Here is a 26650-nt window from a genome sequence, read left to right on the forward strand (position 1 = left end):
TCTACCTCGTACTCAAGGTTTTGGGATTGATGGGCAAATCTAATACAAATTGAGCTCCTTTGCCATTGCCATTACTTTCAGCATAAAGTGTACCACCCAGATCCCGTGCATAAATTGCAGAACAGTGCAGTCCAAAGCCGTGACCATTTTTCTTGGTTGTAAATCCAAAAGAAAAAATTCGATCCAGGTTATCTTTTTGAATTCCAATTCCATTATCATTTATTTTAATCATAATATGATTTTTTTCAGTTCTCCCAATGGAAATAACAACTTTCCTGGAATCATTCGCTTCGTGTAATAAAACAGAATCTTTTGCATTAGCGAGTAAATTAGTAAGAATTTGAAATAACTTGGATTTATCAGTGATAAACTCATTGATATCCGGTTCAATCTCAATACGGACATCAATTTGATGTTTGTCCAATATGACTGATTTTACCGCATTAAGAATCACATCATGGATTGAAATTTTCTCTGTTAAATTCGATAAGCCGCTCAATGATTGCTGCATGGCTATGATTTCTTTAATATGATTAATGTTAGTTTCCAGACTGTTGGATTCCTTCATGTTTTCTTCATATTCTTCATGCAGGGTTTTCGATAACGCGTCCAAATAGGGAAGAATTAACTTACCCTTTGGATTCTGTAACAAGTATTCGCTTAATTGATTGATGTTTTCGTCAAGCATGGTTTTTATAGCGGACAGTTTTTTATAATGAATTTTGGATATATTCTTTTTCAGAATAATGGCAGAAACATTGACGCTGTTTAATATATTGCCCACATTATGAAGTATCGAGGTGGCTACTTCCGACATCCCGGCAAGTCGAGCTGTTGAAACCAGTTTATTATTCAGTTCATGAACTTGCTCTTCAATAATTTTCCTTTTGGAGATATCCATCAAAACCCCGGAAATTTCGTTTTTATGAGGATTGGCTCTTGCTATCGTTCGGTACCATTTGTAATCATTGTCTCCGTTTCTTACTCTAAGCTCATAATCATAATCTTCTTTTTCTTTGAGGGCCTTTTCGACCACATTTTTTAACCCTGCTTTATCATTAGGATGCACAAGATCTAAAAATGAAGAATAGTTTAGTGCCACATTACTAGGCGGCAAACCCAGAATTTTAAATAGTCCTTTGGACCATGTTGCGGTATCTGTGTCAGCGTCATAATGCCAATACCCAATTTGCGCTATATCCTGGGCGTATTCGAGTTTTGCATTGATATCCCTCATTTCTTTAGAAGAAATATCAATAGAGCGCTCTAATAAATATCGGTCTTGATCGTTTTCGTAGTATGTTTTATTGATATGTGCAATAAATTGAGTCCAACTCTCCAGATTTTGTGGTAATCCATCAGCAGTAAAACCAAATTTTTTTAACTGTCGCTGCAACAACCGATGCATTTCTGTCATTATTACTGAATTCCTTTTTGGTTTATGGACTCTCTAACAGGGTCGTAATGGTCATGGTTTGATTATGCAATTCGCAGGTACCTGTTGCCAGAGGTGATAATTCACCGTAAGAGTAGAAGCCAATTTGTATCGATTTGGGAGGCAGTGATTGTAATGTTGTTTCGGTCTCTTCCTCCGTAAGTTCACCTAATACCAATCTTCTGCCGACACAACTAATATCGATTGCCAAAACAGGTTGTGTATTCAAGTTTCCATTTTTAAAAAGTCTATCATTAGCGTTTTCTCCGGCTTCATTGGCGCTGACAATCAGGCGGTCAAAATTGGCACGCATTAATTGGGCATAGTATCCTTGAGGTAAATCGCCAGCAAAAATGAGGGATTGCTCTTCTTCATTGACTCCCAGAATAGTGCGCACAATGTGCTGAGAATCTGGTGCGGATGGGTTACGGATAGCAAGAGGGTAAAGCAAGCCTGCCGCTGGTAATTCAGAAGCTCTGTCACCAAGATAGGTTTTATAGAGTTTTAGCGCGGGCTGGTTGTCCAGTTCATAGAGAATATTTGCTTTAGACCGTGTAATGACTCTTTCTGGTCCAAAAATATCCCAACCTCCTCTTGAACCATGTCCTACATGGATTTGATCACCGTAAAACCCTACTGCCCCAATGCAATGGTCTACAATTTTTCCATCATAAATAATCCAGGTATTTTTAAAATCCGCACCATCTCCTGCTAGACCCCCTGTAATAATAACCCCTTTGCCAGCATGCTGGTTTAATCCTTTAATTAATTCGGAACCGTTGACATTTAAGCCATCGGACAAAACAAATATGCTTTGGGGATTTTGCTTTTGATGCAATGATTTTGATAAATGAACTCCTGCCTCATAAGACTCTTCAGTGCTTTTAACCTCTGTTTTTGCCAATTGAAGTTTCGTTGACTCAAATTGAACTACTGCAACCGAAATGCTGTTATCAAAAATATTAGGCCCAAAAATTTCTCCTGCAGTGGAGCATCCTATGATTTTTGATTTTTTATAGGCTTGAGCCAATTCTTCAATTGGTTTGCTGTTTGCCCTAAAGATGGGGCTGGCAAAAACTAAAATTAAGGTATTTTCGGAGTCGAGTTCAGGAAATGTTGGGATACTCCATCCCTGGTTTTGAATGTATTGAAATGATTCAATTTTCATCATATTGCTGTGACTTGGATTTATCTTATGATTAATTATAGTATATGTTCAAAAGGATCAATGAAGTGGAGGTTCTGTCTATTGCAATATTAGTGATAAAAATCTGTTATATGAACCCGAATGTTTTTTGTGATAAAGCCAATTATTTTCATAAAAGATTCATTCCTGTTAATTATCGCGATTTTGCCATTTTTTAAAGTTGCTTAGCAGGTCATTAATCAAGCGGTCACTGATTCTTTTTTTCAGATAAAAAGCATGAAATGAGATTGTTAGTTCAAGGTCTTTTATTTTTAAGATTTTTAATTTTTCTGACAGTAAACTATCAGGCAGATAGCTCCAGCCTAAACCGTACTCTACTAGAGATTTTATGGCATCGATAGTACTCATTTCAAAACCCAGGATTAGTACCAGTTGATTTTTTTCAAATAGGGTATCAAGCTTGTCACGCAATGCTGCTCCTTTCTCAGTTAAGATGGCCGGGTACTCTGAAAGTTCTGAGAGTGAAAGCTCGGATGTTCTATGGGCAAGCTCATGATTTGCTGCTACAACCAAATTCAGTTTTTCCTCCCAGAGCAAACAATTGCCCAATAATTTTTCAGATACTTCCCGTGCCGGGCAGATTACCAGATCAACCGTGCCGTGGTTCAGAATATACTCGACTTCCTTTTCACTAATGGTTTTCAGATGCGCTTGAATGGTCGGATGGGTTTCCTTTAAGTATTTAAAAAAGCCTGGCAATACGTAGTGAGACACATACACGGAAGCCCCTATGATGATGCTTTGCGTGAATTGTTGCGAGTTTTTCAGGGTGTGAACCATATTTTGATGTGCGGAAAGCATTTGCCTGGCATAAGGAATAAGCTGCTTGGCTGTTTCGGTAAAAATTAATTTGGAACCCTCGCTAATTATCAAACGTACATTTAACTCGTCCTCTATTTTTCGAATGCGTTTGCTCATAGCTGATTGAGTGACATGCAATTTTTTAGCTGCCAAGGTGAGAGAATGGTATTCGACGACGGCGAGAAAGGATTTGATGTCTCTAATATCCATAGAATGCTTGCCTTTTTATAAGAAGTATAGCATAGCGGCACTAAGCGCTTTCTAAACAAGGACGGCAGATGAGTATAATGTTCTAAGCAGGGGGCGAGGGATCATGCGGCATTTTAAACGAGGGATACAGGCAGAGAGGAGCAGTGAATTGAAAACAGACAATCATTCTGTTGATTGCCAAAATTTATGTGACACCGGGTTAAAAATTTAGGAGAAATAATCTACTTTAAAAAAAACTGTATGATCAAAAAGGCCAGGGTTAATAAAATGGAAATCATCGGGAAAACAATAGGGAATGAAATGGCGTTTGTTGGTTTCTTTTTTGTCAGTTTGATTTTAATTAGCGAGGCATGAATGATGATAAAAATACACAATATGATACTGCTGGTTAATTTAGCCAGGGTTGTAATAGGGAGGGCATAGGCAAAGAGTAAAATAATAAGAGACACCAGTAAGGTCGAGTTGACTGGTGTTTGCGTTTTGGAATAAACAAAGGAGAATATTTGAGGGGCATTTTGTTGATTAGCCATACCATAAATAAGTCGCGAAGCCATAATAATTTGCACCAGAATTCCATTGGTAATAGAAATTAGTGCAATGATTGAAAACAACAAGGGGGATTGTCCCTGAAGCTTAATAATTTCAATAAGGGGCATGTCCGTTTTGACTAAAGCATTGGATGGTATGGTCGAAACGATAACCCAGGCGACTGCAACATATAAAATGGTTGCGGATATTAAAGCAAGAAAAATAGCTTTTGGAAGAGTTTTTTCAGGATTTATTGTTTCTTCTGCTGTATTAACCATATCTTCAAAACCAATAAAAGCATAAAAAGCAATAAAAGCTCCAATAAGCACCCCATCAAAAGAATGAGGAAGAGAGAAGGATTGGATGTCGATAGAAGCGAATGAATAACGACCGTAATAAATAATCATCAATAATCCACCCACTTCCATGAGCGTCATGTACAGGATAAGAGTCGCTGATTCACGAATACCCCAAACAGCAACTCCCGCTAAAATGACAGTTAATATAGTGATGATGAGAGAAGGTGGTAAGGGTAAAAACAATTGAAAATATTTGACAAAACCATGGGATAGGGTGGCTGCCGAGATCACACCTGTTAAAACCACAATCCAACCTATTAAGCCAGATAGCCATTTTTGATGGAATGCCCTCCGCACGTAAAGAGCAGAGCCTGCACTAAGCGGTAACCTGGAGCTTAATTCTGCATAAGAAATGGCAGTAAAAAGAGCGATGATGGAGGCGATTAAGAAGGATAGAGGGGTAAATTGTGCCGCTTCTTTTGCGACCTCACCAACAAGGGCATAAATTCCCGCGCCCAATATAGTTCCAAGCCCATAAAAGGCCAGCAGTGTTAATGATAAAGTCCGTTTTAAGTGCATCGCCCCCCCATTTTATCTGGAGATCTATAGTCGTAGAACAAGTCTTCTTTTTTGTTTGCTTACTTTTTTATTTTTCGCCGGTTACTAAATAGATAGTGAAATTAAATTGATATTCACCATTATATTTGGCTTGGCATTCATTATCGTAATATTGAACCATAGCTTCGTTGATTTTTTGTATCTCTTCATTCGGCAATTGTCCTTGATAAAAAGCAATTCCATTGACGAATTTCCTGAAAACATCCAGGGAAGGGAGGGTAATGGATTGTCGGCATAGCTTTACTTTTAGCTCCTGACAGCTTAACGACTCCAGTTTTTTTTCCAGATTCTTTAAGTGAGAATAATCTACGGGAGGGATAAAATCATGCAAGGATGCAAATTGCCCTGATTTTTTTAAAGCATAATAACTCATGATAAACGGATCGTCTCCTGCTGGAAAAAGAGTAAGGAATTTTCCCCCAGGTTTCAATGCGTTAACGATATTTAAAAATGCTTTTTGAATATTGGCACAAGCCCATTGCAAACACCAAAAAGAGACGACATAGTCAAATTGTAAGTGGAAGTCCATTGTGAGTACATCGGCTTTCTGGACTGAAAAGTTAGGATATTCCTTACTCACGTCTTGGGCTAAATGTAACATATTCTCGGAAGCGTCTATACCTAATACAGAGCCTTGAGGCACTTTCATAAGAATGTTTTTTGTAAAAGCACCGTTACCGCAGCCGATATCCAATACTTTGTCGGCGGGCTTCATGTTTAGGTAGGGTAAATATTCTTCAGCCACAGTCGCTTGAATGTAAGATCCAATGGCATAGTCATTGGCGGGCCACTCACGTCTTGACATACTTATTCCTTTCTTTTGAGATGGTTATTTATTCCATAATTGTTCAGGTCATCATTGTTCATCATACATCATGGACAGTCCCTAAAACAGATCATGAATTCTTTTATGAATAGTATTTTTATTGAGATGAATGACTTAAATCAAGTATAGTGAGCGCTGTAAAAAAATCAGGATGTTTTTACTTCAAACTATGAAAAGGAGTCAGGTATGTTCAGCCAGAGTCAGCAAAAAATTGTTTGTGTGCTTTATGATGATCCTAAGGGGGGATTTCCTCCAAACTATGCAAGAGAATCCATTCCAGAATTGAAACAATATCCTGATGGTCAAAGTTTACCTAATCCTGATTCGATTGATTTTATTCCAGGTGAAATGCTAGGTTCTGTGAGTGGTGAATTGGGACTAAGACAATTTCTTGAAAGCAATGGGCATCAATTGGTAGTAACCTCTGATAAGGATGGCTCTGATTCAGTATTTGCCAGGGAGCTAAAAGAAGCCACTGTCGTCATTTCCCAACCTTTTTGGCCCGCTTATTTAACTCGTGATCGTATTGAAAGTGCACCTAAGCTTAAGCTCGCTATCACCGCAGGTATCGGCTCGGATCATGTCGATTTGCAAGCGGCCATGGAACATAATATCACCGTTTGTGAGGTCACTTATTGTAACAGCATCAGTGTTGCTGAGCATACCGTGATGATGATTTTAGCCTTGGTGCGGGATTTTATTCCACAATACAATACGGTAATTGATGGCGGGTGGAATATTGCGGATTGCGTCAGTCGCTCTTATGATTTGGAAGGCATGCAAGTGGGATGTGTTGCTGCAGGCCGAATTGGATTAGCTGTTTTAAGACGCTTAAAACCGTTTGCTGTAAAACTGCATTATACCGACAGGCATAGACTACCAGTACAGTTGGAGCAGGAACTGAATTTGACTTATCACCCCTCTGTTGAATCCATGGTGAAAGTTTGTGATGTGGTATCGATTCATTGCCCATTGCATCCGGAAACAGAATACCTTTTTGATGAGCGATTAATAAAACAGATGAAACGAGGCTCTTATTTAATTAATACCGCCCGTGGAAGAATATGCGATCAGCATGCTGTAGCGGATGCTCTGGAATCTGGGCATTTGGCTGGTTATGCCGGAGACGTTTGGTTCCCACAACCCCCAGCCAAAAACCATCCTTGGCGATCGATGCCAAATCACGCCATGACACCACATACATCAGGAACTACCCTGTCTGCGCAAGCGCGATATGCGGCGGGAGTCAGAGAAATATTAGAGTGTTGGTTAGGGAACAAACCAATTAGGGAGGAATATCTGATCGTGTCTCAAGGCCATTTAGCCGGGGTTGGTTCTCATTCTTATAGTGCGGGTAATACTACTTCGGGAACTGAGCAAGCAGCAGAATTGGTTTGATTCCCCGTCGCTTATGCTGTCTTATGTCTTTCTGTTTTCATTCAAAGTAGCCGCTGCCTTTAAAGACAGCGGCAGTTCAGGGAAAAGGGGCAAACAGTGGATGATTTAAAATTTAAATAAATTCTTTGGAAGGTCTGGTTTTAAACCAACATCGTCTTGGCCAAATGAAAAGAAACCTGGATTGTAGACAGGGTGTGTTTGCTCAAAATGCTCTAGAAAGTCGTCTGCGGCTCCTTCGTTATCCCAAGTGTTATGGCTTGAGTCTGTATATACTGTTTCTGTAGGTTGATTGGATGTTTCTTGTCTAGGTTGAGGTACTTCTTGTTCCTGATTCTCATATTTTCTTCTTTTTGTATTGGTATGAATTTCTCTCTCCGAAACGATTGATAGATCAAAATAATCTCTGTGATCAAGTAGCGAATGAATACAGTTTGCCATGTCTTTTTCAGATGATGGGTCACGCTCTATAGTGCCTCCTTCCCGCACTGTATGGGTAAAACATTGACCTTCCTGATTGATTGAAAAATAATTGACAAGTCGGCCGAATCTCTCAAAAACGTAGCCTATTTCCAGTTGTTGATTACCCTTTGATAAGGGAAAGGCCAAGTTCAACCAGGGATCCATTAAAAACTGTTCATTGACTATTAGTATAAAATGATTATTAAAGGTCGCTAATCGAAGGGAGTGAATTAAGCTTTCTGGTTTTTGTGCCTGGTGTAACAGAAGTGCAAAAACAAAAAAAGCTTTTTCCTGGCAATTACCAAAACCAGAGCCTCTGCTATACAGAGCAATCTTCAGAATTTTATTTAGCCAGGTCAAATCAGTTCTTTCCAGAGTTTCATCAGCGAAAATTTGAGTTAGCTTAACCAGTGAAGCATCGTCTTCATTATCGGTAGGTAAATCACAGGAACTGATGTTTTGTGCCAATTGATTGCCAAGCAGAATCAGCTCCCAGAGTTTTTTTTCTTCAGCATTGAGATGGAATTTATCATTAACTGTCCGGACTTTTGCTTTAACTTCCTGAACTTGAGAATGAGTAAGGGCGGCATACTGATTCGGCTTTTTTGTTTTTTCAGAAGATTTGCAGTGAAGTTCTCTTTTTTTGGAGCGTCTTTCTTGTTGCTGATTAAGTGCTTTTTCTTTCATTTTTTGAAAATCACCTAAAAGGCTGTCCATAAATAATTCCTGTCTATTTTGATCAGTCGCTTTGGCACAGGATTTTGTGAACATGTTACACTCTCTTTATAATAGTTAATTACGATATGACAAGTTGAACCTCTGATGATAATGAGCTGGACTGCTGTAAAAACAGAGCCTGGTTCACTGAGACTGCTATTTTATAAGTTAATTATTAAGATAACATTAATTTTTGCATTTAAATTGGCCTGATGGGGTGTATTTTTGTCAAATTGTAAGCGATTTTTGATTTAAAAAAGGTATAATAGATGACAAAATAAAAACCACCTGTGGTTATCATTGGAATATTGATGAGCAAAGAACGAATTAAGAAAACAGCACTGGAGATTGTCAAATACATTCATGGCAACATAAAAGCGTGTAATATCCCCAATCAAAAAAAAGAAAATAAGTTTTTTGCGCCTTTGGTTTATCTCTGTCAAACAGAATGCGATAAGATTTTGAGTAACACCAAAATCAGTTTGTTGGAGCGTCTTTTAAAATGCGCAAAAATTATCGGTGATCTGCAATCAGGAAATTGTATGCAGCAAACCTTTTTAGCATTTCAACGTTTATTGATGCGATTGATTGAGGATAAGCTATCTAATTTTTCCACTTGCATTCCAATTTCTGTTATGACCATTTCCAACCATGCCTTTTTAATCATTGATAACGATATCGTGTGTGATCCCTGGTTAAATTTTGTGGGAGATTTGAAAGATTATTGTTTTGCAAACATGAAAAGGAAAGAGTATTTTGGAATACGTTCCGACTGGACTTGTTTTACCAATTCAGAGGTCTATGATGAAGACTCTACTGAATTTACAATCCAATTTGTAAATGCTTTAGGGGTAGGGATATCGGGTTTCAGTGAAATTAAGTTGGCAAATCAATTGATGCAATCATCGAGTATGGCTTCTGATCTTGGAGAGGATCCTGTGATTTCTATCCCCAAAGAGTTTCATCGAATTTGATGGAGCGCTCATCTTGATTGTAATGAACTCTATTGCTGTTGTTTTTGTTCAAGTTCTGGTTCGATTTAACGGTAAATATATTGTACTTGATAATGATGGGGGAGAGGATGAATTTTTTAAACAATAAAATTGTAATGATAACCGGCGCGTCCAGCGGCATTGGACAGGCTTGCGCCCGACTTTTTGCTGCACAAGGAGCACGACTCATCCTGGCGGCACGGCGAGTTGAACGTTTACATGAATTATCCAGTGGGTTAAAACATCATAATAATCAAGAACATTATATTCTTCCTCTGGATGTCTGTAAGAAAGATTTGGTGAGACAACAAATCGAATCTTTGCCCGGTCAGTGGAACTCTATTGATGTGTTAATCAATAATGCGGGTTTGGCTCTGGATACCTTGCCTTTGCATCAAGGAATATTGGAGCATTGGGACACCATGATAGATACCAATATTAAAGGATTGCTTTATATTAGTCGGCTAATTCTCCCAGGGATGTTAGAGAGGAATAGTGGGCACGTCATTAATATCGGTTCCATAGCAGGTCATGAGTGTTATCCTAATGGAAATGTTTACTCGGCCACCAAGCATGCTGTTCATGCGATATCAAAGTCCATGCGATTGGATATGTTAGGAAGTGCAGTTCGAGTGACTGAAATTGCACCAGGTGCTGTTGAGACAGAGTTTAGCGAGGTTCGCTGGAAAGACAAACAGCGAGCTATCGATTTCTATAAGGATTTTCAACCGCTTATGGCCGAAGATGTTGCTGATGCTGCTTTGTATTGCGCTACAAGACCTCTGCATGTCGATATTGAGCAAATGATTATTATGCCAACAGTTCAGGCTTCTGCAAATCATTTGTCAAGGAAAGGCAGATAATCATCAGGTGAATAATTGTGCAAAAATTTGCCAAAAATGGGGCTGTTAGTCTATTATTTAAAATATAGGTGATGACTGATCCTGGCTGAACCAGTAAGTAGTGCCAGATTAGGAGGTCGTTTTGGAGGGTGGTGTGTAAGCCTACAAAGGGTAGGAAACCTGAAGCTCTACATAAATCTCCACAGTGTCTTTCAGTTGCGGCTCAGAAACCGGGAAGTCGTTGCCTGTACTTAAACTCTTTTCTATTCTTTGTATAAACTAATTTTTTCTTATCAAAGAATGAATTAAGTCGAACAGATCATAGACAAACCCACAATCGCTTTGTTAAAAATGTTTTTAATTCGGTCATTTGTTTTAATTAAGCTCGCTCATTAAAATATTTTTTAATGCCCCTTATGGTTTTGAGTAAATCCAGTTAAAGTCAATCCCGATATCCTCTGTTTAAAATAAAGAGCAATTTGAGCAATTAATAATATTATCTTATAATTAAAGAACAACTATTTTGCCAGGAAGCAATTATGAACAAGTTAATTGTTGCGGTCACTGCTGGTGCATCATTATTGCTGCTAACTGGATGTGCGGTTGATGGTGTGGCTATTGATGATGTTTCTTACGAATCAGGTTATAGCAATGACTACGTTTATTCGGTTGGCTATTATAGCAATCGCCCCTATTGGGGTAACAACTACTATTCGTCACCTTCTTTTGTAGGCCCTTATGGATATTGGGGTGGAGATTACGATTTCTAATTTCCAGAGAAGACAAGCCTCCAAACCAAATGAAGGCTATTTCTGTTGATAATTACTCTTTAGCGCGAGACACATATTCGCCTTTGCGCGTGTCTACCTTAATCAGTTCGCCAGTTTGAACAAACAATGGTACACGAACCACGGCACCTGTTTCCAATGTGGCTGGCTTTCCGCCTCCGCCAGAAGTGTCTCCTTTTAATCCAGGATCTGTTTCGGTGATTGCCAAAATGACAAAATTGGGTGGAGTCACCTGTATAGGTTCATTGTTCCATAGAGTAACTACACAAACGTCCTGTTCCTTTAACCATTGTGCTGCATCGGCTAATACGTTTTCAGTCACGGCATATTGTTCAAACGTATCTGGAACCATAAAATGCCAATGCTCCCCATCATTGTATAGATACTGCATTTCTACGTCAGCCACATCAGCAGATGGTAAGGTGTCCCCAGATTTAAAGGTACGTTCCACAACGCGCCCGGTTTTTAGATTGCGAATTTTAATACGGGTAAATGCTTGACCTTTTCCAGGTTTTACAAATTCACAGTCAAGAATGCTGCACGGAGCATCATCAACCATTACTTTTAAGCCGTTTTTAAATTCATTTGTGCTATAGACTGCCATTTCTGCTCCATAGTTGAGATTTTGCTGTATTTTCGCTAAAGTTCGCACAGTTTATCAAGTCTGTAACTTTAATGCGAGATACCTCTTTGAGTTGGCAAAAAATTTTGGCGCAAGGATTTACTTCAACGACTGATTTATTAGATTTCCTGGAATTGCCGAGATCTGAAGGAAACCTATTCGCGGAAAAACAATTCCCAAGCCGTATTCCTTTAGGTTTTGCTAAGCGAATGCAAAAAGGGAATCCCAAAGATCCCTTGCTTTTACAGGTTCTTGCAAAAGAAGATGAGCTTAGCGAAGCAGATGATTATGTTATCGATCCCTTAAGTGAGAGTAATACCCTGATTAAAGGTTTGTTGCATAAATATCACGGGCGCGTTTTGTTAACTTTAACCGGTGTTTGCGCTGTGAATTGTCGTTATTGCTTTAGAAGACATTTTCCTTATCAAGCGAATAATCCGGGCCGCCGGGGATGGAAAGAGGTGTGTGCCTACATCGCAAATGATTCCAGTATTACTGAAGTTATTTTAAGTGGTGGCGATCCATTGCTCGCCGCCAATTTGGTTTTGGAAGAATTACTCCAATCTTTGGAAGAAATTTCTCATATACATACTTTAAGAATTCATACAAGAATTCCTATTGTTTTACCGGAGCGTATTGACAAAGGATTACTTGATTTATTAACAAATACGCGATTTAAGAAAGTGATTGTTGTTCATTGTAATCATCCGCAAGAGTTGGATGAGAGTGTATTGCGGGCGTGCTCTGATTTGAAGAAAGCAGCATGTTATTTACTGAATCAATCTGTTTTATTAGCCGGGATTAATGATGATGCAGGGATTTTATCCAAGTTAAGTCATGCTCTTTTTGATTACGGGATTATGCCTTACTACTTGCATTTGCTCGATAAAGTAAAGGGTTCGGCACATTTCGATATGCCGCTTCTCAGGGCTCAGTCAATTTATCATCAATTACAATCCCTTGTGCCAGGATATTTATTGCCTCGCCTGGCACGAGAAGAGCCGGGAAGATCCAGTAAAACCTTGCTGATTTAAAGAGCTTGATATGTTCTGTCTATTTATGGTTTTATTCAATAGCCATGTTTCCACTGTTATTTTTCTGACTAAATCGATTTGTCCTCTTCCTCATAAAGTGCAATCAGCTTTTCCTGAGCACAGCCGCCGTTTTGCATGAGGTGCTTGTAAGTCCCGTCACTTTGCATTTCCCAAACATTGTTATTATCTTTAAGATAGTTTTTAATGATTTCGTTTTTTATTCTTTTTTTACATCCCTCATCATAAATGGGGAACATGATTTCAATACGATTGTATAAGTTTCTTTCCATCAGATCGGCACTGGAGCAAAAATAGTGTTCTTCTTCGTTGATGCGAAAATAAAACACTCTGTGATGTTCGAGGAATCTGCCAATAAAAGATAAGACTCTGATGTTCTCAGACACACCAGGCAATCCTGGTTTTAAACAACATACACCACGTACAAGAAGATTAATTTTAACGCCTGCTTGTGATGCCTTGTATAATGCTTGAATCATCACTTTATCAGTTAATCCATTCACTTTCAGGATGATTTCAGTATCAATGCCTCCCGTAGCAGCAGTACTGCATTGTTCGATGAATTGTAAAAGAGTTTTTTGTAAGGTAAATGGTGAATGGCTCAAGGCTTTTAACTTAACAACCTTTCCAAGACCGGTTAATTGTTGAAAAATGAGCTGGGCGTCAGAAGTAATAGTGGGTTCACTGGTTAATAATCCCAAATCAGTGTATCTCTTGGCTGTTTGTTCATGATAGTTTCCTGTGCTTAAGTGCACATATCGTTTTAATTTACCATGCGTTCTTCGAACGACCAGCGTCATTTTCGCGTGAGTTTTATAGCCTACTACTCCGTAGAGTACCAGGATCCCCGCAGCATGGAGTTTGTTAGCCAATTTTAAGTTGGATTCCTCGTCAAAACGGGCTCTTAGCTCAATGACAGCGGTTACTTCTTTCCCTGAATGGGCGGCGTTAACCAGCGCATCGACCATCACTGATTCAGAGTGGGTTCTGTAAAGCGTTTGATTAATTGCCAGTACATTAGGGTCTGAAGCAGCTTGCCTGACAAAATCAATGACTAAATCAAATGCTTGATAGGGATGATGCAATAAAATGTCTTGTTCGTCGAGAATATTAAATAAATTACGTTGTGATTTGGAGAACTTGGGATACTGTGGGGTAAAAGCGGGATAATTCAGATCAGGTCTATCGATGCTGTTAATAGCACTCATATATCGTTGTAAATTAACAGGGCCATCACAATAATAGGTGTCTTCATGCCGCAAATGATATTTCTGCAGTAGAAAGTCAACAATTTTTTCAGGGCATTTGTTTTCAATTTCCAATCTTACGACATGGCCATAATGACGGGAAAATATCTCTCTTTGCACCGCTTTAGCCAAATCGTCAATTTCTTCTTCTCTTAAAAATAAATCGCTATTTCGCGTCAACCGAAATGAATAGCATCCGCTGATTTCCATACCTGGAAATAAACTATTAATATGCGTTTTAATAATGGAAGATAAATAAACAAAGTAATGGGCATCTCCACAAAGCTCGGAAGGCAGATGTATCATGCGTGGAATCGAGCGAGGAGCATGTACGACGGCGTAATTGATATTTCGATCAAAAGCATCTTTCCCACTCAATGAAATGATAAAATTTAAACTTTTATTGATAAGCCTTGGAAGAGGATGGGCCAAATCGAGAGCAATAGGGCTTATAACAGGTAGAATTTCATGTTTAAAGTAATGCTTTGCCCATAAATGAATGTCATCAGTCCATTGATCTGTCTCAAGAAAATGGATATTTTCTTTGCGCAATGCCGGAAGTAATTGTTTGTTAAAAATATTGTAAAGCTGATCGATTAAAGCATGAGCCTTATGGCTTATTTGGCTGAATGCTTCATCAGCCCGTAATCCATCTATGGTTAGCTTGCCTGACGACATGGCAATTTTTTCTTTCAACCCGGCCACCCGAATTTCAAAAAATTCATCAAGATTACTGCTGCAGATACTGAGAAATCTCATTCTTTCCAATAAGGGTACGCGTTCATCATTAGCAAGCATGAGTACTCTCTGATTAAACGCAATAGCAGAAAATTCTCTATTAATATAATAATCTGGGTTATCCAGAGTAGTATCCATGAGGAACTCCAGGTATTTTCATTTCATGTTCACAGGCAATTTAGTCACCATGCAAAGCCCTTACATCTGGAGGGATTTTTTGCCATGGGTAACCTTTTACCGCTTTGGAATAACCAATTTGATATAACTGATTCATTCTTTGAGTATCAAACAATTCCTCCGAGTTCGAATCAAACTCATTTGGAACATTGGCCAAATTAAAATCAACTCCCTCTATAAGCGCACAAAGATAGATAAAAATAACATCGGCAGCCCCCTGGGATGCCGTGACACTTTCTATCGCTCGCTTGCCAATTACCAATAACTTGGGTTTGATTACTTTGTAATGGAATTGATTCTGGTTATTGCGTATTACATAAATTTTAACGTTTGGTTTTTGTTTTAATTTGAAATGTTTTTTCGCGGTTTTGATATCAGAACCAAGACGACTTAAAAAGACCGCAAACGTTGTTGAGCCATCAACGTGCATTTCTGTGTAGGGTTTCCCGTTGGCCATGACATCAAAATAAACAGGCGGCATGACCACGGGAATGCTGGCAGAAGCAAGTAGAATTTTTCGGAATAACTGAACTCTCTCGGGGTTTTTGCTTGCCGCAATGCGGGTCATATCCCATACCACCAGCTTTCGAGAGTAAAGATTGGATGTCCCTACATAAAGCCGTCGCCCTTGATAATAGCCTTTGGCAATGTCATCAAGCAATTTTTCATCGACATGACGAGCAATCAGGTCTTGTAATGGTTTGGTTCCTTTAAGGGCGCTGCCTCCTGTTAACAGAGTCCATAATACAGGCTTATTACTCAGTACATCCTTCGTGGTAATGGTTGTATACACTTTTTTTAATGTAGCATCATATTTAGGGCCAGCAAAAGCTAAAGGTGCTATCAATGCCCCAGTACTTATACCTGTCACGGTTGTAAATGTTGGTCGAGAACCGGATTTTGTCCACCCATTCAATAATCCAGCACCAAAAGCACCATAATCGCCACCACCTGAAATAATCAGCAAGCTGAAAGAGCCTTTTTGATGGAACATGGTATCAGGGTAAGCTTTAGCCAGTTGTTTTACACGTTCAAGAGATTGCTTTTTAATTATTGGGTCATCACTGCGGGTGAATTCAGTGCGTACCTCTTTAAATCCAGGCACTAAGGCCTTATCTGCCAATTGCGCGGGGAGAGGATTATTTTTTGCTGTATTGCAAGCGGTTTCTATACAAAGCAAAAATACAACAAAAAAAATCCTTTTCATAATTTTCCTTTAAATTAATGTTTTCCCGAATTTTATTCAAAAAATGGATTAAAAGCGATAGTGTTTGTTTTCATATTAACGCACCACAAAAAAACATATGGCTATAAATGCTAAAAAACCATAAAAGGGTGATAGATTCCAAAAGGCCAAGGCAAGAAAAAACAAAATACAGCAAATAGCCATAGGAATAGAATAATAGACGTCAATAACACCTTGAACTACTGAAAATGTAGCAGCCGCTAACAAGGCCAAAGCTCCGTATTGGACTGAGATCATAATTTTGCGTGTTATTGGACCGTTATGAGAATTAAGCCACTGATATCCCACAAGAGCCATAATTAATCCTGGTAAATTCAGGCAGATGATCGCAAGAATTAAACCGGTTATTCCGGCCGCTTTATAGCCTATTAGTGCGGCCAGTTTTATTCCCGTTAATCCCGGGAATAAAAAACTTGAACCTAACATACCTACAAATTCTTCTTTTCCAATCCAGTGCCTGTACGTGACTGCCTCATATTCCAATAATTTTAACATGGAATTGCCGCCGCCTAAGGATATCAGGCCAATTTTCCCAAAACTGTAAATGATTTCAATGAAAGTTTTTATCATATTTTTAAAGTCTTTTTTAAGAAGGTAACGTATTCAAAAGAAGGTTGGGTTCCGAATAAAAGGACGCTGATGGTTTCTACCAGGTTTAATGATCTCCCCTCAATACAGGCACTGAAATACACTTTATCCTTGACTTCAAGACGAGCAAGCTCAAGCTTGACAGTTGGCGTTGTAGGGAATTTAAAAACAAAAGCTTCTTTTTTAACAAAAACAACGATTCCTTTTTCTTTTATTTTTTTCAATAGTTCTTGTCGATTCAATTGCCCAGCGTCGCCATGGCAAGGGAGAGTTTGTGGGGTTTCAAGATGAATTTTAGATCCAAAGCCTAGTGCAGAGCCAGATTGCTTAATAACAGGTTTATACAATAATTCGTTACGTCTTTGTTTTATATTATGATCAGAGTCAGGCAGTAAATAATAATAGTCTTCTTTATGTTTTTTCTGATAGTTGGCTAGATCAAGCAACGAACTGTCAATAGTATTTAAACGGATGATTTGATCTGTAGGCCAAAAATAGCGCTTTTCCCATTTTAGATTGTCTTGAGCATCATGACCTAAAGTGGTAAGTGGTGTTGTTTGTTCAGAGGAAAATTCAAAGTTCCAAACCAGTCTTTGCATTATTAGTATTTCATTTTCTGTTTTGCTTACGCTAGATGATTTGATTTGTTTTGGCAAGGTTAACTTAAATGTTTCTTATAATTTTTAAAGGATTATTGCTCGCTAAATAAAGCGTAAAAAGTATATACTGGTTATTCTATAAACCTCTTAATAAAATAGCAAAGGAAGGTATTTTATGGCTATTGTGTTCTTTTTAATTTATTTGGCTTTTACTCTGGTAGTACTGTCCAGAAGAATTAATCCATTGGTTTGGGAAATTGGAAGCATAATCTACCTCATTCCCGCAACATTTTATTTTGGGTTCCCCTGGATTATCGGTTTATTCATTTGGTTCTTTATTATAGCTGCCGTGCTGGTAGTTCGAGTGGAGCCATTACGCCTTTTCATCGGGGATTATTTGTATAAAACCGCAGGAAAATCGGTGCCCAAGCTCTCTAAAACGGAAGAAGAAGCTTTAAACGCGGGGGATACCTGGCTGGAACAAGATATTTTTACAGGAAAACCTGATTGGCAAAAATTATCAGCAGTTTCTACAGAGCTCACAGCAGAAGAACAAGCTTTTTTGGATAATGAAACTCATACTTTGTGCAGTATGTTGGATGAATGGGAAATTAGTCAGGAATATGATTTATCTCCCAAGGTTTGGAATTACATTAAAGAGAAAGGATTTTTAGGATTAGTGATACCAAAGGAGTTCGGTGGCAAAGGGTTCTCAGCTCGAGCCCATTCTGATATTGTAATGAAAATTGCCACTCGCTCAAGAGTAGCGGCAGTGACGGTAATGGTTCCTAATTCCCTGGGCCCGGGCGAGCTAATAAATTATTATGGAACCGATGAGCAAAAAGCATATTATCTTCCACGTCTTGCCAAAGGTGTTGAGATTCCCTGTTTTGCATTGACAGAGCCAGGGGCTGGAAGTGATGCGACCTCCATCCAGTCAGAAGCCATTGTAGTTAAAAAGAAGATAGATGGGAAATCAGTACTTGGCTTAAATATCACCCTGGATAAACGGTGGATTACTTTAGCTCCTGTTGCGACTTTAATTGGATTGGCCGTGAACTTGAAAGATCCGGATGGGCTTTTGAATGGTGAAGGAGAGGAAGGCATAACTTGCTTGCTGATTCCAAGAGATACTAAAAATCTTGAAATTGGCAATAGGCATTTACCAGCTGATCAGCCCTTTATGAATGGAACTTTACGCGGCAAAGATATTTTTGTGCCTATTGATACCATCATTGGTGGTCAAAAGAAAGCGGGATCCGGTTGGCAAATGCTGGTTGAGTGCTTATCTATAGGGCGCTCAATATCTCTGCCTGCACTTGGAGCAGGTTCTTCTTCTATTTCTTATTTAACAACAGGTGCTTTTGCCAGAATTCGTCGCCAATTTAATGTAGAAATCGCTCAGTTTGAAGGAGTAGAGGAAAAACTTGCAGAAATAGCGGGTTTGAATTATTTAATCAACTCTACCCGGTTGTTGACGGTTGCTGCAGTGAATGAACATAAAAAACCCTCTGTAGCTTCAGCGATTACCAAATATTTTAATACGGAATTGGCACGAATCACTGTGAATGCTTCTATGGATGTTCATGCTGGGCGAGCCATTGTTGTTGGGCCACGCAATTACTTAAATAGTTTATATCAAAGTGTTCCTATTTCTATTACGGTAGAAGGGGCTAATATTATGTCTCGCAATTTATTGATTTTTGGGCAGGGATCTATGGCATGTCATCCGTTTATTCGTGATGAATTCTACGCCATCTCCAGTGAGAATAAAGAGGCATTTAGAGAGATAATTTGGAAGCATATTCATTATTTTATGCAGAATTTTGCTAAAACAATCTGTTCAGCATGGACAAGTGGTTTGTTTATTGCGGTTCCCGAAAATTCAATGAAAAGAGAGTATAAGAAACTGGCGCGTTTGAGTTATGCCTATTCCTGGCTTGCTGATCTGTCTTTAATTTATTTGGGAGGTGATTTAAAGCGCAAGGAGCGATTGTCTGCAAGATTGGCTGATGGCATGTCTTATCTCTATATGGCAATGGCTGCTTTACGAAATGTGCAATTAAACCAAGACCATCCCGATGAGCAATTGCATGCCAGATGGGCGGTAAGCTATTGTTTTTACCACGCGCAAAAATCCATGATTGCACTTTGTCACAATTTCCCTTCCAAATTTTTAGGCTTTATTGCCCGAGTAGTTGCGTTTCCATTTGGGCAAACCATGCGTTATCCTTCAGACAAACTAGATCATCAGTTGGCTCGTTTGATGACGGGCAACAATCATTATCGTGACCGTTTGAAAAAATCGGTCTTTCTCAGTGGTGATCCCAAGCAGCCTGTAGATCGTATGGAACATGCTTTACAGCTTATTATTGAAGCGGATGGATTAAGCAAAAAAGTGAGTGATTTGAAGCGCTATAAGTGGAGTAAGTTGAAAGAGAAGTTAAAAGAAAAAGTAGAGTCTGGCCAGTTGTCACAACAGGAAATGGAAGAGTTGCTTGCTGTTGAAGACGCACGTTGGGATGCCATTTTAGTGGATGAATTTACCTTCGACTCCATGAAGAAGAAGACATTGCATTCCGTGATAGAAAAAATGAAATCTCCCTTGGCGTGATTTTTACAGACTTTTAACATCGATTTACCAACCAGCTATCAATCCAAATGAGGCTGGTTTGCTATAATTAAACTATATTTCCTGGACCAAATATACATTGTTGAGAGTAAGTTATGCCAAAATACACACTGCCCACAAGAGATGCCTTATTAAAAGCGATGCAAGTAGGTGAAACATCCATTGAAGCCGCTGAATACATGGCAACAAGGTTTGAGCAGATTTTAACGAAAGCGAAATTATTACCAGAATGTAATGATATGCTGGAAAAAATAAAAGAATATGCTCAATTCGTTAAATTCAAATTATTATCCTCTGCTCAAGTTTGGTCTGGCCAAGAAAGGCCAACTTCAGATTACCAAAACACGCAGGAAAACAAAGCCGAATTTTTGGCAAGCCATTTGGAAGGGTTACCAAGTGGATTAAAACTCGAAGTTGCTATTGGAGACGATGCCAAAATATTGCGAGGGTTTTCTTCTAATGGAAAAATGGTAGAAGGAGATCAGTTGAAAACCATGGATGGATTATTAGAAGGATGGCTTGCCAAGAATAGTCTTGCTATTTCAGGAGGTGCGGTTGTTAAAATAGACAATACGGGCAACCAAACCAAAGTAGATCCACAGGAAATCAGACAATTAATCAACGATAGCGAAAAGGGAGTCGCCAAATATTTTGCAGATAAAGGCGTGGGCATGGAAGTGGCGCAACGAACCTACCAAGAACCCAAAGCATTGGAAACCAAGCGAGAAGAAATCAGACAAGAAATTGAATCCGGTGCTGAAGCTCCAACCACTCAATCCATCAGATAGGAATATACTGGTTCACCTAAAAACCAATCTTGGTTTTTAGGTGAACTGATTTGCTGCCTGCAGTCTATCGAAAGAGCCTATGTCATACCAAATTCCTGAGTGAACACTTCCAGTGGCACTATTTTGTTCCACATATTTTCTGAGTAAAGGGGTAACAGAATACCTTCCTTGTCTGCAGTTGGCAAAAACCTTTGGGTTATAGCAGGCAATACCTGAAAAAGTGTAAGCCTGATTTGTATTGGTTAAGTGGGATCCATTGATTAAACCAAAATCGCCATGATGAAGCAAAGAAGGATTTTTGGGAATTAAAAGCAGATGAAATGTATCAATATTTTTGAGTTGGAGCTTGGCAAAATCAAAATCAGTATAAATGTCGGCATTTACTGTTAAAAATGGCTCTTCGCCCAGCAAAGGCAAGGCGTTCACAATCCCTCCCCCTGTTTCAAGGCCTCCTGGCGGTTCTGGAGAATAGATAACATTTAAGCCCCATTGTTTTCCATTTCCTATATATTGGCGAATTTGTCCGCCCAGGTAGGCATGATTGATTATCAATCGTTCAAAGCCGGCATTGGCGAGGTTAATGATATGGTGTTCAATTAAGGGTTTGTTTCTTACCGTACAAAGTGCTTTAGGCATTTTGTCGGTTAAAGGGCGTAATCGTTCTCCACGTCCTGCTGCAAGAATCATAGCGGTTTTCATGGTAAATAAACTCGTTTTTGCAGAAAATTAAAAAATGGGTGTAATTCTTCATATGTTTCTGCGCATTCTAATGCATATTTTAACGTGAGAGGCAAGTCCCCAAGATATCCTGCTTTATTATCACGCAAATATAAACGGCAAAAAACACCTAACACTTTTAAATGCCTTTGTAACCCACATAGATCAAAGGCCCGGATAAAATCGGTTAGAGAGTAAATACTGGCGAGGGGGGATTGTTCATGAAAATAGGTTACCCATTCTAAAACTTTTTCTCTTGGCCATGAAATATAACAATCTTTGAGTAAAGAAACCAAATCATAGGTAACAGGACCTAGCATAGCATCCTGAAAATCAATAGTTGCTAAACAGCTGTCCTTATTTTTGACTAGCATCAGATTTCTTGAATGGTAGTCCCTGTGAATGAAAACTCTTGGTTGAGTCGCTACTTCACTTGCGATCCACTCGATGGTATGCTGAAAAAGTTGTAATTCGTCTTGTTTTAAATCAAGAGAAAGGTAAGCTTTCAAAAACCATTCCAAACATAAATTCATTTCTTTAAGCATGAAACTTTTGTCAAATAAGGGAAGTTCAGGATCGTCAGTGGGACATTTTTGAATTTGTAATAGCAAATTCATTGCCTGGTTATAATAATTATCCACTGTTTCATGATTCAGCTTATTTAATAATAATTGATCCCCTAAATCGCTTAGTAACAGGAAACCTTCTCTTTTATTTATTGCCAGAATATCGGGGACTGGTATTTTAATTTTATCAAGAACGTTAGCGATATGGAGGAAAGGTTCAATATTTTCCTTTTCAGGTGGGGCGTCCATAACTACTTGAGTTAATCCATTATATTGAATGCGAAAATACCTTCTAAAACTCGCATCTCCTGCTAAAGGAAGGAGGACAAAGTCTTTTTGTTGAATCGTTTGAGCTAACCACTCTTTCAGTGCGTTTTCTCTTTCATGCATGGTATACTTCCCGTTTTTATTTACAGAGTGCGGTTGATATACTCCCATCTTAATAAAGAGTAATTTCATTCGCGCACAAATAATAAGGTATTTTGTTAGCTGTGAACATGAGGTTTTATAAAAAGCTAATTATATCTGGTTTTATTTCATTTATCGCCTTATTGCGAGGTTTACTCTATTGCCATTTAAAAAGATTATTTAAAAAATGGCCTGAATCTTTATTTTCAGTGAAATGGATCTTAATGGCCATAGGGATAACTGCTTGTGTTTTATCTTTGATAAATTATCAAGGCTTAGCCTACTCTGCTGCCTTGATAAATGAACCTATTCAAGCTTGCGTGATTGCGCGAGAAGTCGATTTAACAGACGATATAAGAACTAAATTTGCCCAATGTTTGGGTTGGCAAGCTGATCAAAGTTCTCCTGTGTGCCTCGGTTTTTATAAACCCATTGCAGTGACACCGTTAGCTAGTCCAGATGAAGTACGTATTCTGGCAGATACGGCTTCCTTCTATCGCACTCAAAGATCCACTTTATCTGGGCATGTAGAAATGCAGCAGGGCCAAAGAGTAGTTAACGCTCAAACAGCCTATGTGTACAGGGATCCTAAAACGAATGAAGTAACAAAAATTGAATTTTTGAATCATGTACGTTATTTAGAACCTGATAGAATGATGATCGCTAGAAAAGCAGTTGTGTATCCTCAAGATAAATCGGGTGAAGTGGAAGATGTTCTTTATCGATTTAATACCAATAGAAGCAATGCATTGCTGCCTGCCTGGGGTAGGGCAAGTTTAATCAAGCGTTTTGCAAATCAGGACTACTTTTTGAAAGAGGCAACTTACACGACTTGCGCGCCTCAAGATAAGGCTTGGGCTATCGAGGCCGAATCCATCAGTATAGACAACGAAAAAGGAAAGGGCATTGCTCGCAATGCCAAATTACGTATCCACGAATGGCCGGTGCTTTATACCCCTTATTTAAGTTTTCCTACCAATAGAGATAGAAAATCGGGGTTTCTGATGCCCATAGTGGGTTATTCCAATGTAGGGGGGGCTGATTTGGGCATCCCTTATTATTGGAATATGGCGCCAAATTATGACATGACTCTCGTTCCTCACCTTTATACAAAACGCGGTTTGATGTTGGGAGGACAATTTAGATATTTGACCTCAAAGAGCACTGGAACATTTAATGGAAATTTTTTACCAAAAGATAAAGCCTTTGGCAGGTTTTTACAGGACAATGAGGTAGAGTTCCCTCAGATTCGAGGACTTTCCACGAATCGTTGGGAAGTAAATTTTGTCGATTCAACCCAATTTCTCTCTGATCTTCAATTAAATGTTAATTTTCAACAGGTTTCTGATGATTATTACTTGCAAGATTTCAGTACAAATTTGGCATCGGTAACTCAAAGACAATTATTGCGCCAGGCTGATTTAACCTACACTACCGAAAACTGGACTTTTAGAGGTATGGGACAAAGTTATCAAACGTTACATCCAATTAACGAAATCCCGGTTTCCCCTGTTTATGAACGGTTACCGCAACTTATGGCACGAGGTTATTATGATGATTTACCTTTTAATGCCCAATTCAACATCCTTGGTCAATACGACCAGTTTCACTGGCCTAATGACTCCTGGAATATAGCACTTAATAATATGCCTCAGGGGCCCCGGTTTCATCTGAATCCCATTTTATCAGTGCCAATGATGAAGCCTTGGGGATATGTTACTCCCTCAGTGCAATTTGTGGAAAATTATTACGATATTTCAAGAAATTATACTTGGGGCACATCTCGAGCTAACTATAACCTGACAATACCTCGCTATAGCCTTGATGGCGGATTGTATTTCGAACGAGATTTGCATCTTAAGGGTACGTATTACATACAAACTTTAGAGCCCAGGTTATTCTATTTAAGAGTACCTTATTATAACCAAACGCTTATTCCAGTTTATGATTCAGGATTTATGATTTTTAATGTCGATCAATTGTTTAGAACCAATCGCTTTTCAGGGTTTGATAGAATCGGAGATGCCAATCAGCTAAGTTATGCCCTTACCACAAGGTGGTTAGAAGATGAATCAGGTGCTGAGAAAGCGAATTTTTCTATTGGCCAAATCAAATATTTCAGTGAGAGAAGAGTACAACTTTGTCAAAGCCCTACCGGGTTTTGTACCGATAATCCAGATACCTTTGGCAACTTATCGTCTACTTTTGGAACATCGCCTGTTGCGTCAAGGGCGGTATATAAATTTAATCCAGCTTGGGGAATAACAGGGGATTACATTTGGGATCCGGCAACAAGGGCTACAAATAATGCGGATTTGAATTTGCACTATCAGCCAGCTCGTAATGCTATCATCAATGGCGGGTATAGTTATTTGGTTAATGGTGACGTTACTCAAGTAAGAAATAATGACACTGAAAATAATGCCTTACATCAAGCCATTTTATCCGCTGCCTGGCCACTTAGTGAAAAATGGAGTGGTATTGGAGCCTATAGTTATAATATCAGTAAAAATTACAGTATGATGTCATTTCTTGGCGTTCAATATGATAGTTGTTGCTGGGCTATGCGTATTTTGGGAGGGCGAATTTTTAGAAGTTTAAATGAAGAATTTGAGCCTCAGTACAATAACAACATTTATTTGCAAATATTACTAAAAGGCTTAGGATCAGTAGCTAGCAGTGATCCAAGTGGTATATTGAATACCTATATCCCAGGATACTATGACCCTTTCCGACGCCGTTAAAATCCAAAGATAAATGACACAATAAAAGCGAGTCAGGTTTAGGTGTTTAGGTTAGTACAGGTTGAAAATATTTTAATCTGTTTTTTATAAATTATGGTGTAAATTAAGCAAACTTGCTTGTATTTTGACAAAGAATAACATAAATTGCCCGAAAAATGTGAATGAGGATTATGGCATGTTTAAAAGAATAGCATTGGTATGCGCTTTGTTTTCAGGAGTATGTTTCGCTGAAGGAAAGCAGCTGTTAGATAAAGTGGTTGCTATAGTAAATGATAATGTCATTACTTCCAGCGAATTGAATGCTCAAGTCGAGTTATCTAAAAAGCAGATTATAGCTCAAAATATGCAAATGCCAGATGAGTCTGTATTACGTAAGCAAGTATTGCAACATTTAATAGACGTAGATCTGGAAATGCAAATGGCAAAACAAAATGGTATTACTATTGAAAATGCTGAAATTGATGAAGCGATAGAAAAAATAGCTGCTTCAAATCATCTAAATTTATCGCAAATGCGCGATGAAATTACAAAGCAAGGAATTAGCTGGCAAGAATACAGACAAAATATCCGTAAAGAAATGCTGATTTCCAGGGTTCAGCAAAAAGCAGTAGGTAAAGATATCATTGTCACTAATGAGCAGGTGGAACAATACTTAAAAACTTCAGGCCGCATAGAAAATTCTAACTTGACGTATCATTTAAAAAATATTGTTATCCCTTTAAGCGAAGAACCAACGACCAAACAGCTTCAAAGAGCTAAAATCGAAGCAGAAAACTTGTTAAATAAAATTAAAAAAGGTGAAGACTTTAGCCGTTTGGCAATAGAAGAATCAAGTGGAGAGTTTGCACTGGAAGGTGGTGATTTGGGTGAGCGTCATTTGGCTGAGCTGCCTGAGGTATTTGCCAAGGAAGTAGTACATATGAAAGTAGGTCAGGTGGCCGGCCCGATAAGAGCAGGAAATGGATTTCATTTGATCAAATTAGTAGCTGTTGGCGGCGAGAATCAGCGTCATGTGATCACTCAAACCCATGTCAGACATATACTGCTTAAACCCGATGCCAGCATGGTGCCTTCTGAAGCAATTAAGCAAGTCAATAACATTTACCGGCAAATACAGTCAGGCAAAGATTTTGCTCTTATGGCTAAACAATATTCACTCGATGCTGCCAGCGCAGTGAAAGGCGGTGATTTAGGATGGGTTAATCCAGGTGAATTAGTTCCAGAGTTTGAAAAAACCATGAACAGTTTGCCATTACATAAAGTCAGTAAACCTGTAAAAACCCAGTACGGGTGGCATCTCATTGAAGTGATTGCACGCAGACAGAAGGATGATTCAGAAGCTTTTAAGAAGCAACAGGTCAGGCAATTTCTACAACAGCGCAAGTTTGTAGAGGCAGTGCAAAACT

At 38.8% G+C, this 26650-nt stretch carries 22 protein-coding genes (1 of these 22 only partly in view); 9 read left to right on the forward strand and 13 right to left on the reverse strand.

The annotated features are described in order from the left end of the window. Position 1: 1 nt before the first annotated feature. The 5 genes from nahK to LPG_RS01420 all read right to left on the reverse strand — a co-directional run bounded on the left by nahK (position 2) and on the right by LPG_RS01420 (position 5903). Positions 2 to 1417 (reverse strand): NosP-associated histidine kinase NahK, encoded by a 1416-nt coding sequence (gene nahK, locus LPG_RS01400; protein WP_010946039.1) that lies wholly within the window; start codon positions 1415 to 1417, stop codon positions 2 to 4. A gap of 22 nt (positions 1418 to 1439) precedes the next feature. Further along, positions 1440 to 2603 carry a nitric oxide-sensing protein NosP gene (gene nosP / locus LPG_RS01405; protein WP_015444889.1) on the reverse strand — a complete coding sequence of 388 codons (1164 nt, stop codon included), beginning with the start codon at positions 2601 to 2603 and terminating at the stop codon, positions 1440 to 1442. Between the two features lie 168 nt (positions 2604 to 2771). Beyond that, a complete protein-coding gene (locus LPG_RS01410; RefSeq protein WP_010946041.1) occupies positions 2772 to 3653 on the reverse strand; it encodes a LysR family transcriptional regulator in 882 nt (293 codons plus the stop codon). Positions 3654 to 3874: 221 nt separating this feature from the next. After that, positions 3875 to 5059, reverse strand: coding sequence for an APC family permease (locus tag LPG_RS01415; protein WP_010946042.1), 1185 nt, complete (start codon positions 5057 to 5059; stop codon positions 3875 to 3877). Between the two features lie 67 nt (positions 5060 to 5126). Then, complete coding sequence (locus LPG_RS01420; protein WP_010946043.1) at positions 5127 to 5903, reverse strand: class I SAM-dependent methyltransferase; 777 nt, start codon at positions 5901 to 5903, stop codon at positions 5127 to 5129. Between the two features lie 207 nt (positions 5904 to 6110). Here LPG_RS01420 and LPG_RS01425 point away from each other — a divergent pair, with 207 nt between their 5' ends. After that, positions 6111 to 7322, forward strand: coding sequence for an NAD-dependent formate dehydrogenase (locus tag LPG_RS01425; RefSeq protein ID WP_010946044.1), 1212 nt, complete (start codon positions 6111 to 6113; stop codon positions 7320 to 7322). 105 nt (positions 7323 to 7427) lie between these two features. Here LPG_RS01425 and ceg10 read toward each other — a convergent pair whose 3' ends face one another. Further along, a complete protein-coding gene (gene ceg10, locus LPG_RS01430) occupies positions 7428 to 8552 on the reverse strand; it encodes a Dot/Icm T4SS effector Ceg10 (protein ID WP_010946045.1) in 1125 nt (374 codons plus the stop codon). A 236-nt stretch (positions 8553 to 8788) separates the two neighbouring features. Here ceg10 and lem2 point away from each other — a divergent pair, with 236 nt between their 5' ends. The 3 genes from lem2 (at position 8789) to LPG_RS01445 (ending at position 11102) form a co-directional block, all read left to right on the forward strand. Then, positions 8789 to 9472: a Dot/Icm T4SS effector Lem2 gene (gene lem2, locus LPG_RS01435; protein ID WP_010946046.1), complete on the forward strand. Its 684-nt coding sequence runs from the start codon at positions 8789 to 8791 to the stop codon at positions 9470 to 9472. A gap of 107 nt (positions 9473 to 9579) precedes the next feature. Continuing rightward, positions 9580 to 10353: an SDR family NAD(P)-dependent oxidoreductase gene (locus LPG_RS01440; protein ID WP_015444884.1), complete on the forward strand. Its 774-nt coding sequence runs from the start codon at positions 9580 to 9582 to the stop codon at positions 10351 to 10353. A gap of 518 nt (positions 10354 to 10871) precedes the next feature. Then, positions 10872 to 11102 (forward strand): hypothetical protein, encoded by a 231-nt coding sequence (locus LPG_RS01445; RefSeq protein ID WP_011214602.1) that lies wholly within the window; start codon positions 10872 to 10874, stop codon positions 11100 to 11102. 52 nt (positions 11103 to 11154) lie between these two features. Here the strand turns inward: LPG_RS01445 and efp are convergent, their stop codons facing one another. Next, complete coding sequence (efp, locus tag LPG_RS01450) at positions 11155 to 11724, reverse strand: elongation factor P (protein ID WP_015444882.1); 570 nt, start codon at positions 11722 to 11724, stop codon at positions 11155 to 11157. Between the two features lie 71 nt (positions 11725 to 11795). Here efp and epmB point away from each other — a divergent pair, with 71 nt between their 5' ends. Further along, the gene (gene epmB / locus LPG_RS01455; protein ID WP_010946049.1) at positions 11796 to 12776 is read left to right on the forward strand and encodes an EF-P beta-lysylation protein EpmB; all 981 of its coding nucleotides are present in this window, start codon (positions 11796 to 11798) and stop codon (positions 12774 to 12776) included. Between the two features lie 68 nt (positions 12777 to 12844). On the opposite strand, the gene ppk1 is transcribed toward epmB, so the two are convergent. The 4 genes from ppk1 to LPG_RS01475 form a co-directional block, all read right to left on the reverse strand. After that, complete coding sequence (ppk1, locus tag LPG_RS01460; protein ID WP_015444881.1) at positions 12845 to 14917, reverse strand: polyphosphate kinase 1; 2073 nt, start codon at positions 14915 to 14917, stop codon at positions 12845 to 12847. Between the two features lie 40 nt (positions 14918 to 14957). Continuing rightward, complete coding sequence (locus LPG_RS01465; protein ID WP_010946051.1) at positions 14958 to 16163, reverse strand: patatin-like phospholipase family protein; 1206 nt, start codon at positions 16161 to 16163, stop codon at positions 14958 to 14960. Between the two features lie 75 nt (positions 16164 to 16238). After that, positions 16239 to 16772, reverse strand: a complete 534-nt coding sequence (locus tag LPG_RS01470; RefSeq protein WP_010946052.1) for a chromate transporter — start codon at positions 16770 to 16772, stop codon at positions 16239 to 16241. Beyond that, a complete protein-coding gene (locus LPG_RS01475) occupies positions 16769 to 17389 on the reverse strand; it encodes a hypothetical protein (RefSeq protein ID WP_015444880.1) in 621 nt (206 codons plus the stop codon). The genes LPG_RS01470 and LPG_RS01475 overlap by 4 nt, the downstream gene beginning before the upstream one ends. Positions 17390 to 17564: 175 nt before the next feature. Between LPG_RS01475 and LPG_RS01480 the strand changes: the two genes are divergently transcribed. Continuing rightward, positions 17565 to 20003 (forward strand): acyl-CoA dehydrogenase, encoded by a 2439-nt coding sequence (locus tag LPG_RS01480; RefSeq protein WP_010946054.1) that lies wholly within the window; start codon positions 17565 to 17567, stop codon positions 20001 to 20003. A 113-nt stretch (positions 20004 to 20116) separates the two neighbouring features. Next, positions 20117 to 20809: a lpg0294 family Dot/Icm T4SS effector gene (locus tag LPG_RS01485; protein WP_010946055.1), complete on the forward strand. Its 693-nt coding sequence runs from the start codon at positions 20117 to 20119 to the stop codon at positions 20807 to 20809. Positions 20810 to 20845: 36 nt separating this feature from the next. On the opposite strand, the gene murU is transcribed toward LPG_RS01485, so the two are convergent. Then, on the reverse strand, positions 20846 to 21508 hold the full coding sequence (gene murU, locus LPG_RS01490) for an N-acetylmuramate alpha-1-phosphate uridylyltransferase MurU (RefSeq protein WP_010946056.1): 663 nt from the start codon (positions 21506 to 21508) through the stop codon (positions 20846 to 20848). Next, entirely contained in the window at positions 21505 to 22482 is a 978-nt protein-coding gene (locus tag LPG_RS01495) for an aminoglycoside phosphotransferase family protein (RefSeq protein ID WP_015444878.1), read from the reverse strand. The genes murU and LPG_RS01495 overlap by 4 nt, the downstream gene beginning before the upstream one ends. Before the next feature lie 242 nt (positions 22483 to 22724). Between LPG_RS01495 and LPG_RS01500 the strand changes: the two genes are divergently transcribed. Continuing rightward, entirely contained in the window at positions 22725 to 25244 is a 2520-nt protein-coding gene (locus LPG_RS01500; protein WP_016356722.1) for an LPS-assembly protein LptD, read from the forward strand. A 175-nt stretch (positions 25245 to 25419) separates the two neighbouring features. Then, positions 25420 to 26650 carry the 5' portion of a peptidylprolyl isomerase gene (locus LPG_RS01505; protein WP_015444876.1) on the forward strand. It continues 59 nt past the right edge of the window, so the window shows 1231 of its 1290 coding nt (coding positions 1–1231); its start codon is at positions 25420 to 25422; the stop codon falls past the right edge of the window.

The sequence above is a fragment of the Legionella pneumophila subsp. pneumophila str. Philadelphia 1 genome, assembly GCF_000008485.1.
Taxonomy (GTDB): Bacteria; Pseudomonadota; Gammaproteobacteria; order Legionellales; family Legionellaceae; genus Legionella; species Legionella pneumophila.

Bases quoted from the DNA above. Each gene is read 5' to 3' on its own strand.
- LPG_RS01480 (WP_010946054.1), top strand. From the start codon at position 17,565: ATGGCTATTGTGTTCTTTTTAATTTATTTGGCTTTTACTCTGGTAGTA.
- LPG_RS01465 (WP_010946051.1), bottom strand. From the start codon at position 16,163: ATGAAAAGGATTTTTTTTGTTGTATTTTTGCTTTGTATAGAAACCGCT.
- LPG_RS01485 (WP_010946055.1), top strand. From the start codon at position 20,117: ATGCCAAAATACACACTGCCCACAAGAGATGCCTTATTAAAAGCGATG.
- LPG_RS01495 (WP_015444878.1), bottom strand. From the start codon at position 22,482: ATGCATGAAAGAGAAAACGCACTGAAAGAGTGGTTAGCTCAAACGATT.
- LPG_RS01410 (WP_010946041.1), bottom strand. From the start codon at position 3,653: ATGGATATTAGAGACATCAAATCCTTTCTCGCCGTCGTCGAATACCAT.
- LPG_RS01470 (WP_010946052.1), bottom strand. From the start codon at position 16,772: ATGATAAAAACTTTCATTGAAATCATTTACAGTTTTGGGAAAATTGGC.
- LPG_RS01475 (WP_015444880.1), bottom strand. From the start codon at position 17,389: ATGCAAAGACTGGTTTGGAACTTTGAATTTTCCTCTGAACAAACAACA.
- efp (WP_015444882.1), bottom strand. From the start codon at position 11,724: ATGGCAGTCTATAGCACAAATGAATTTAAAAACGGCTTAAAAGTAATG.
- LPG_RS01500 (WP_016356722.1), top strand. From the start codon at position 22,725: ATGGCCATAGGGATAACTGCTTGTGTTTTATCTTTGATAAATTATCAA.
- epmB (WP_010946049.1), top strand. From the start codon at position 11,796: ATGCGAGATACCTCTTTGAGTTGGCAAAAAATTTTGGCGCAAGGATTT.
- ceg10 (WP_010946045.1), bottom strand. From the start codon at position 8,552: ATGTTCACAAAATCCTGTGCCAAAGCGACTGATCAAAATAGACAGGAA.
- nosP (WP_015444889.1), bottom strand. From the start codon at position 2,603: ATGAAAATTGAATCATTTCAATACATTCAAAACCAGGGATGGAGTATC.
- ppk1 (WP_015444881.1), bottom strand. From the start codon at position 14,917: ATGGATACTACTCTGGATAACCCAGATTATTATATTAATAGAGAATTT.
- LPG_RS01425 (WP_010946044.1), top strand. From the start codon at position 6,111: ATGTTCAGCCAGAGTCAGCAAAAAATTGTTTGTGTGCTTTATGATGAT.
- LPG_RS01415 (WP_010946042.1), bottom strand. From the start codon at position 5,059: ATGCACTTAAAACGGACTTTATCATTAACACTGCTGGCCTTTTATGGG.
- LPG_RS01420 (WP_010946043.1), bottom strand. From the start codon at position 5,903: ATGTCAAGACGTGAGTGGCCCGCCAATGACTATGCCATTGGATCTTAC.
- nahK (WP_010946039.1), bottom strand. From the start codon at position 1,417: ATGACAGAAATGCATCGGTTGTTGCAGCGACAGTTAAAAAAATTTGGT.
- LPG_RS01445 (WP_011214602.1), top strand. From the start codon at position 10,872: ATGAACAAGTTAATTGTTGCGGTCACTGCTGGTGCATCATTATTGCTG.
- murU (WP_010946056.1), bottom strand. From the start codon at position 21,508: ATGAAAACCGCTATGATTCTTGCAGCAGGACGTGGAGAACGATTACGC.
- LPG_RS01440 (WP_015444884.1), top strand. From the start codon at position 9,580: ATGAATTTTTTAAACAATAAAATTGTAATGATAACCGGCGCGTCCAGC.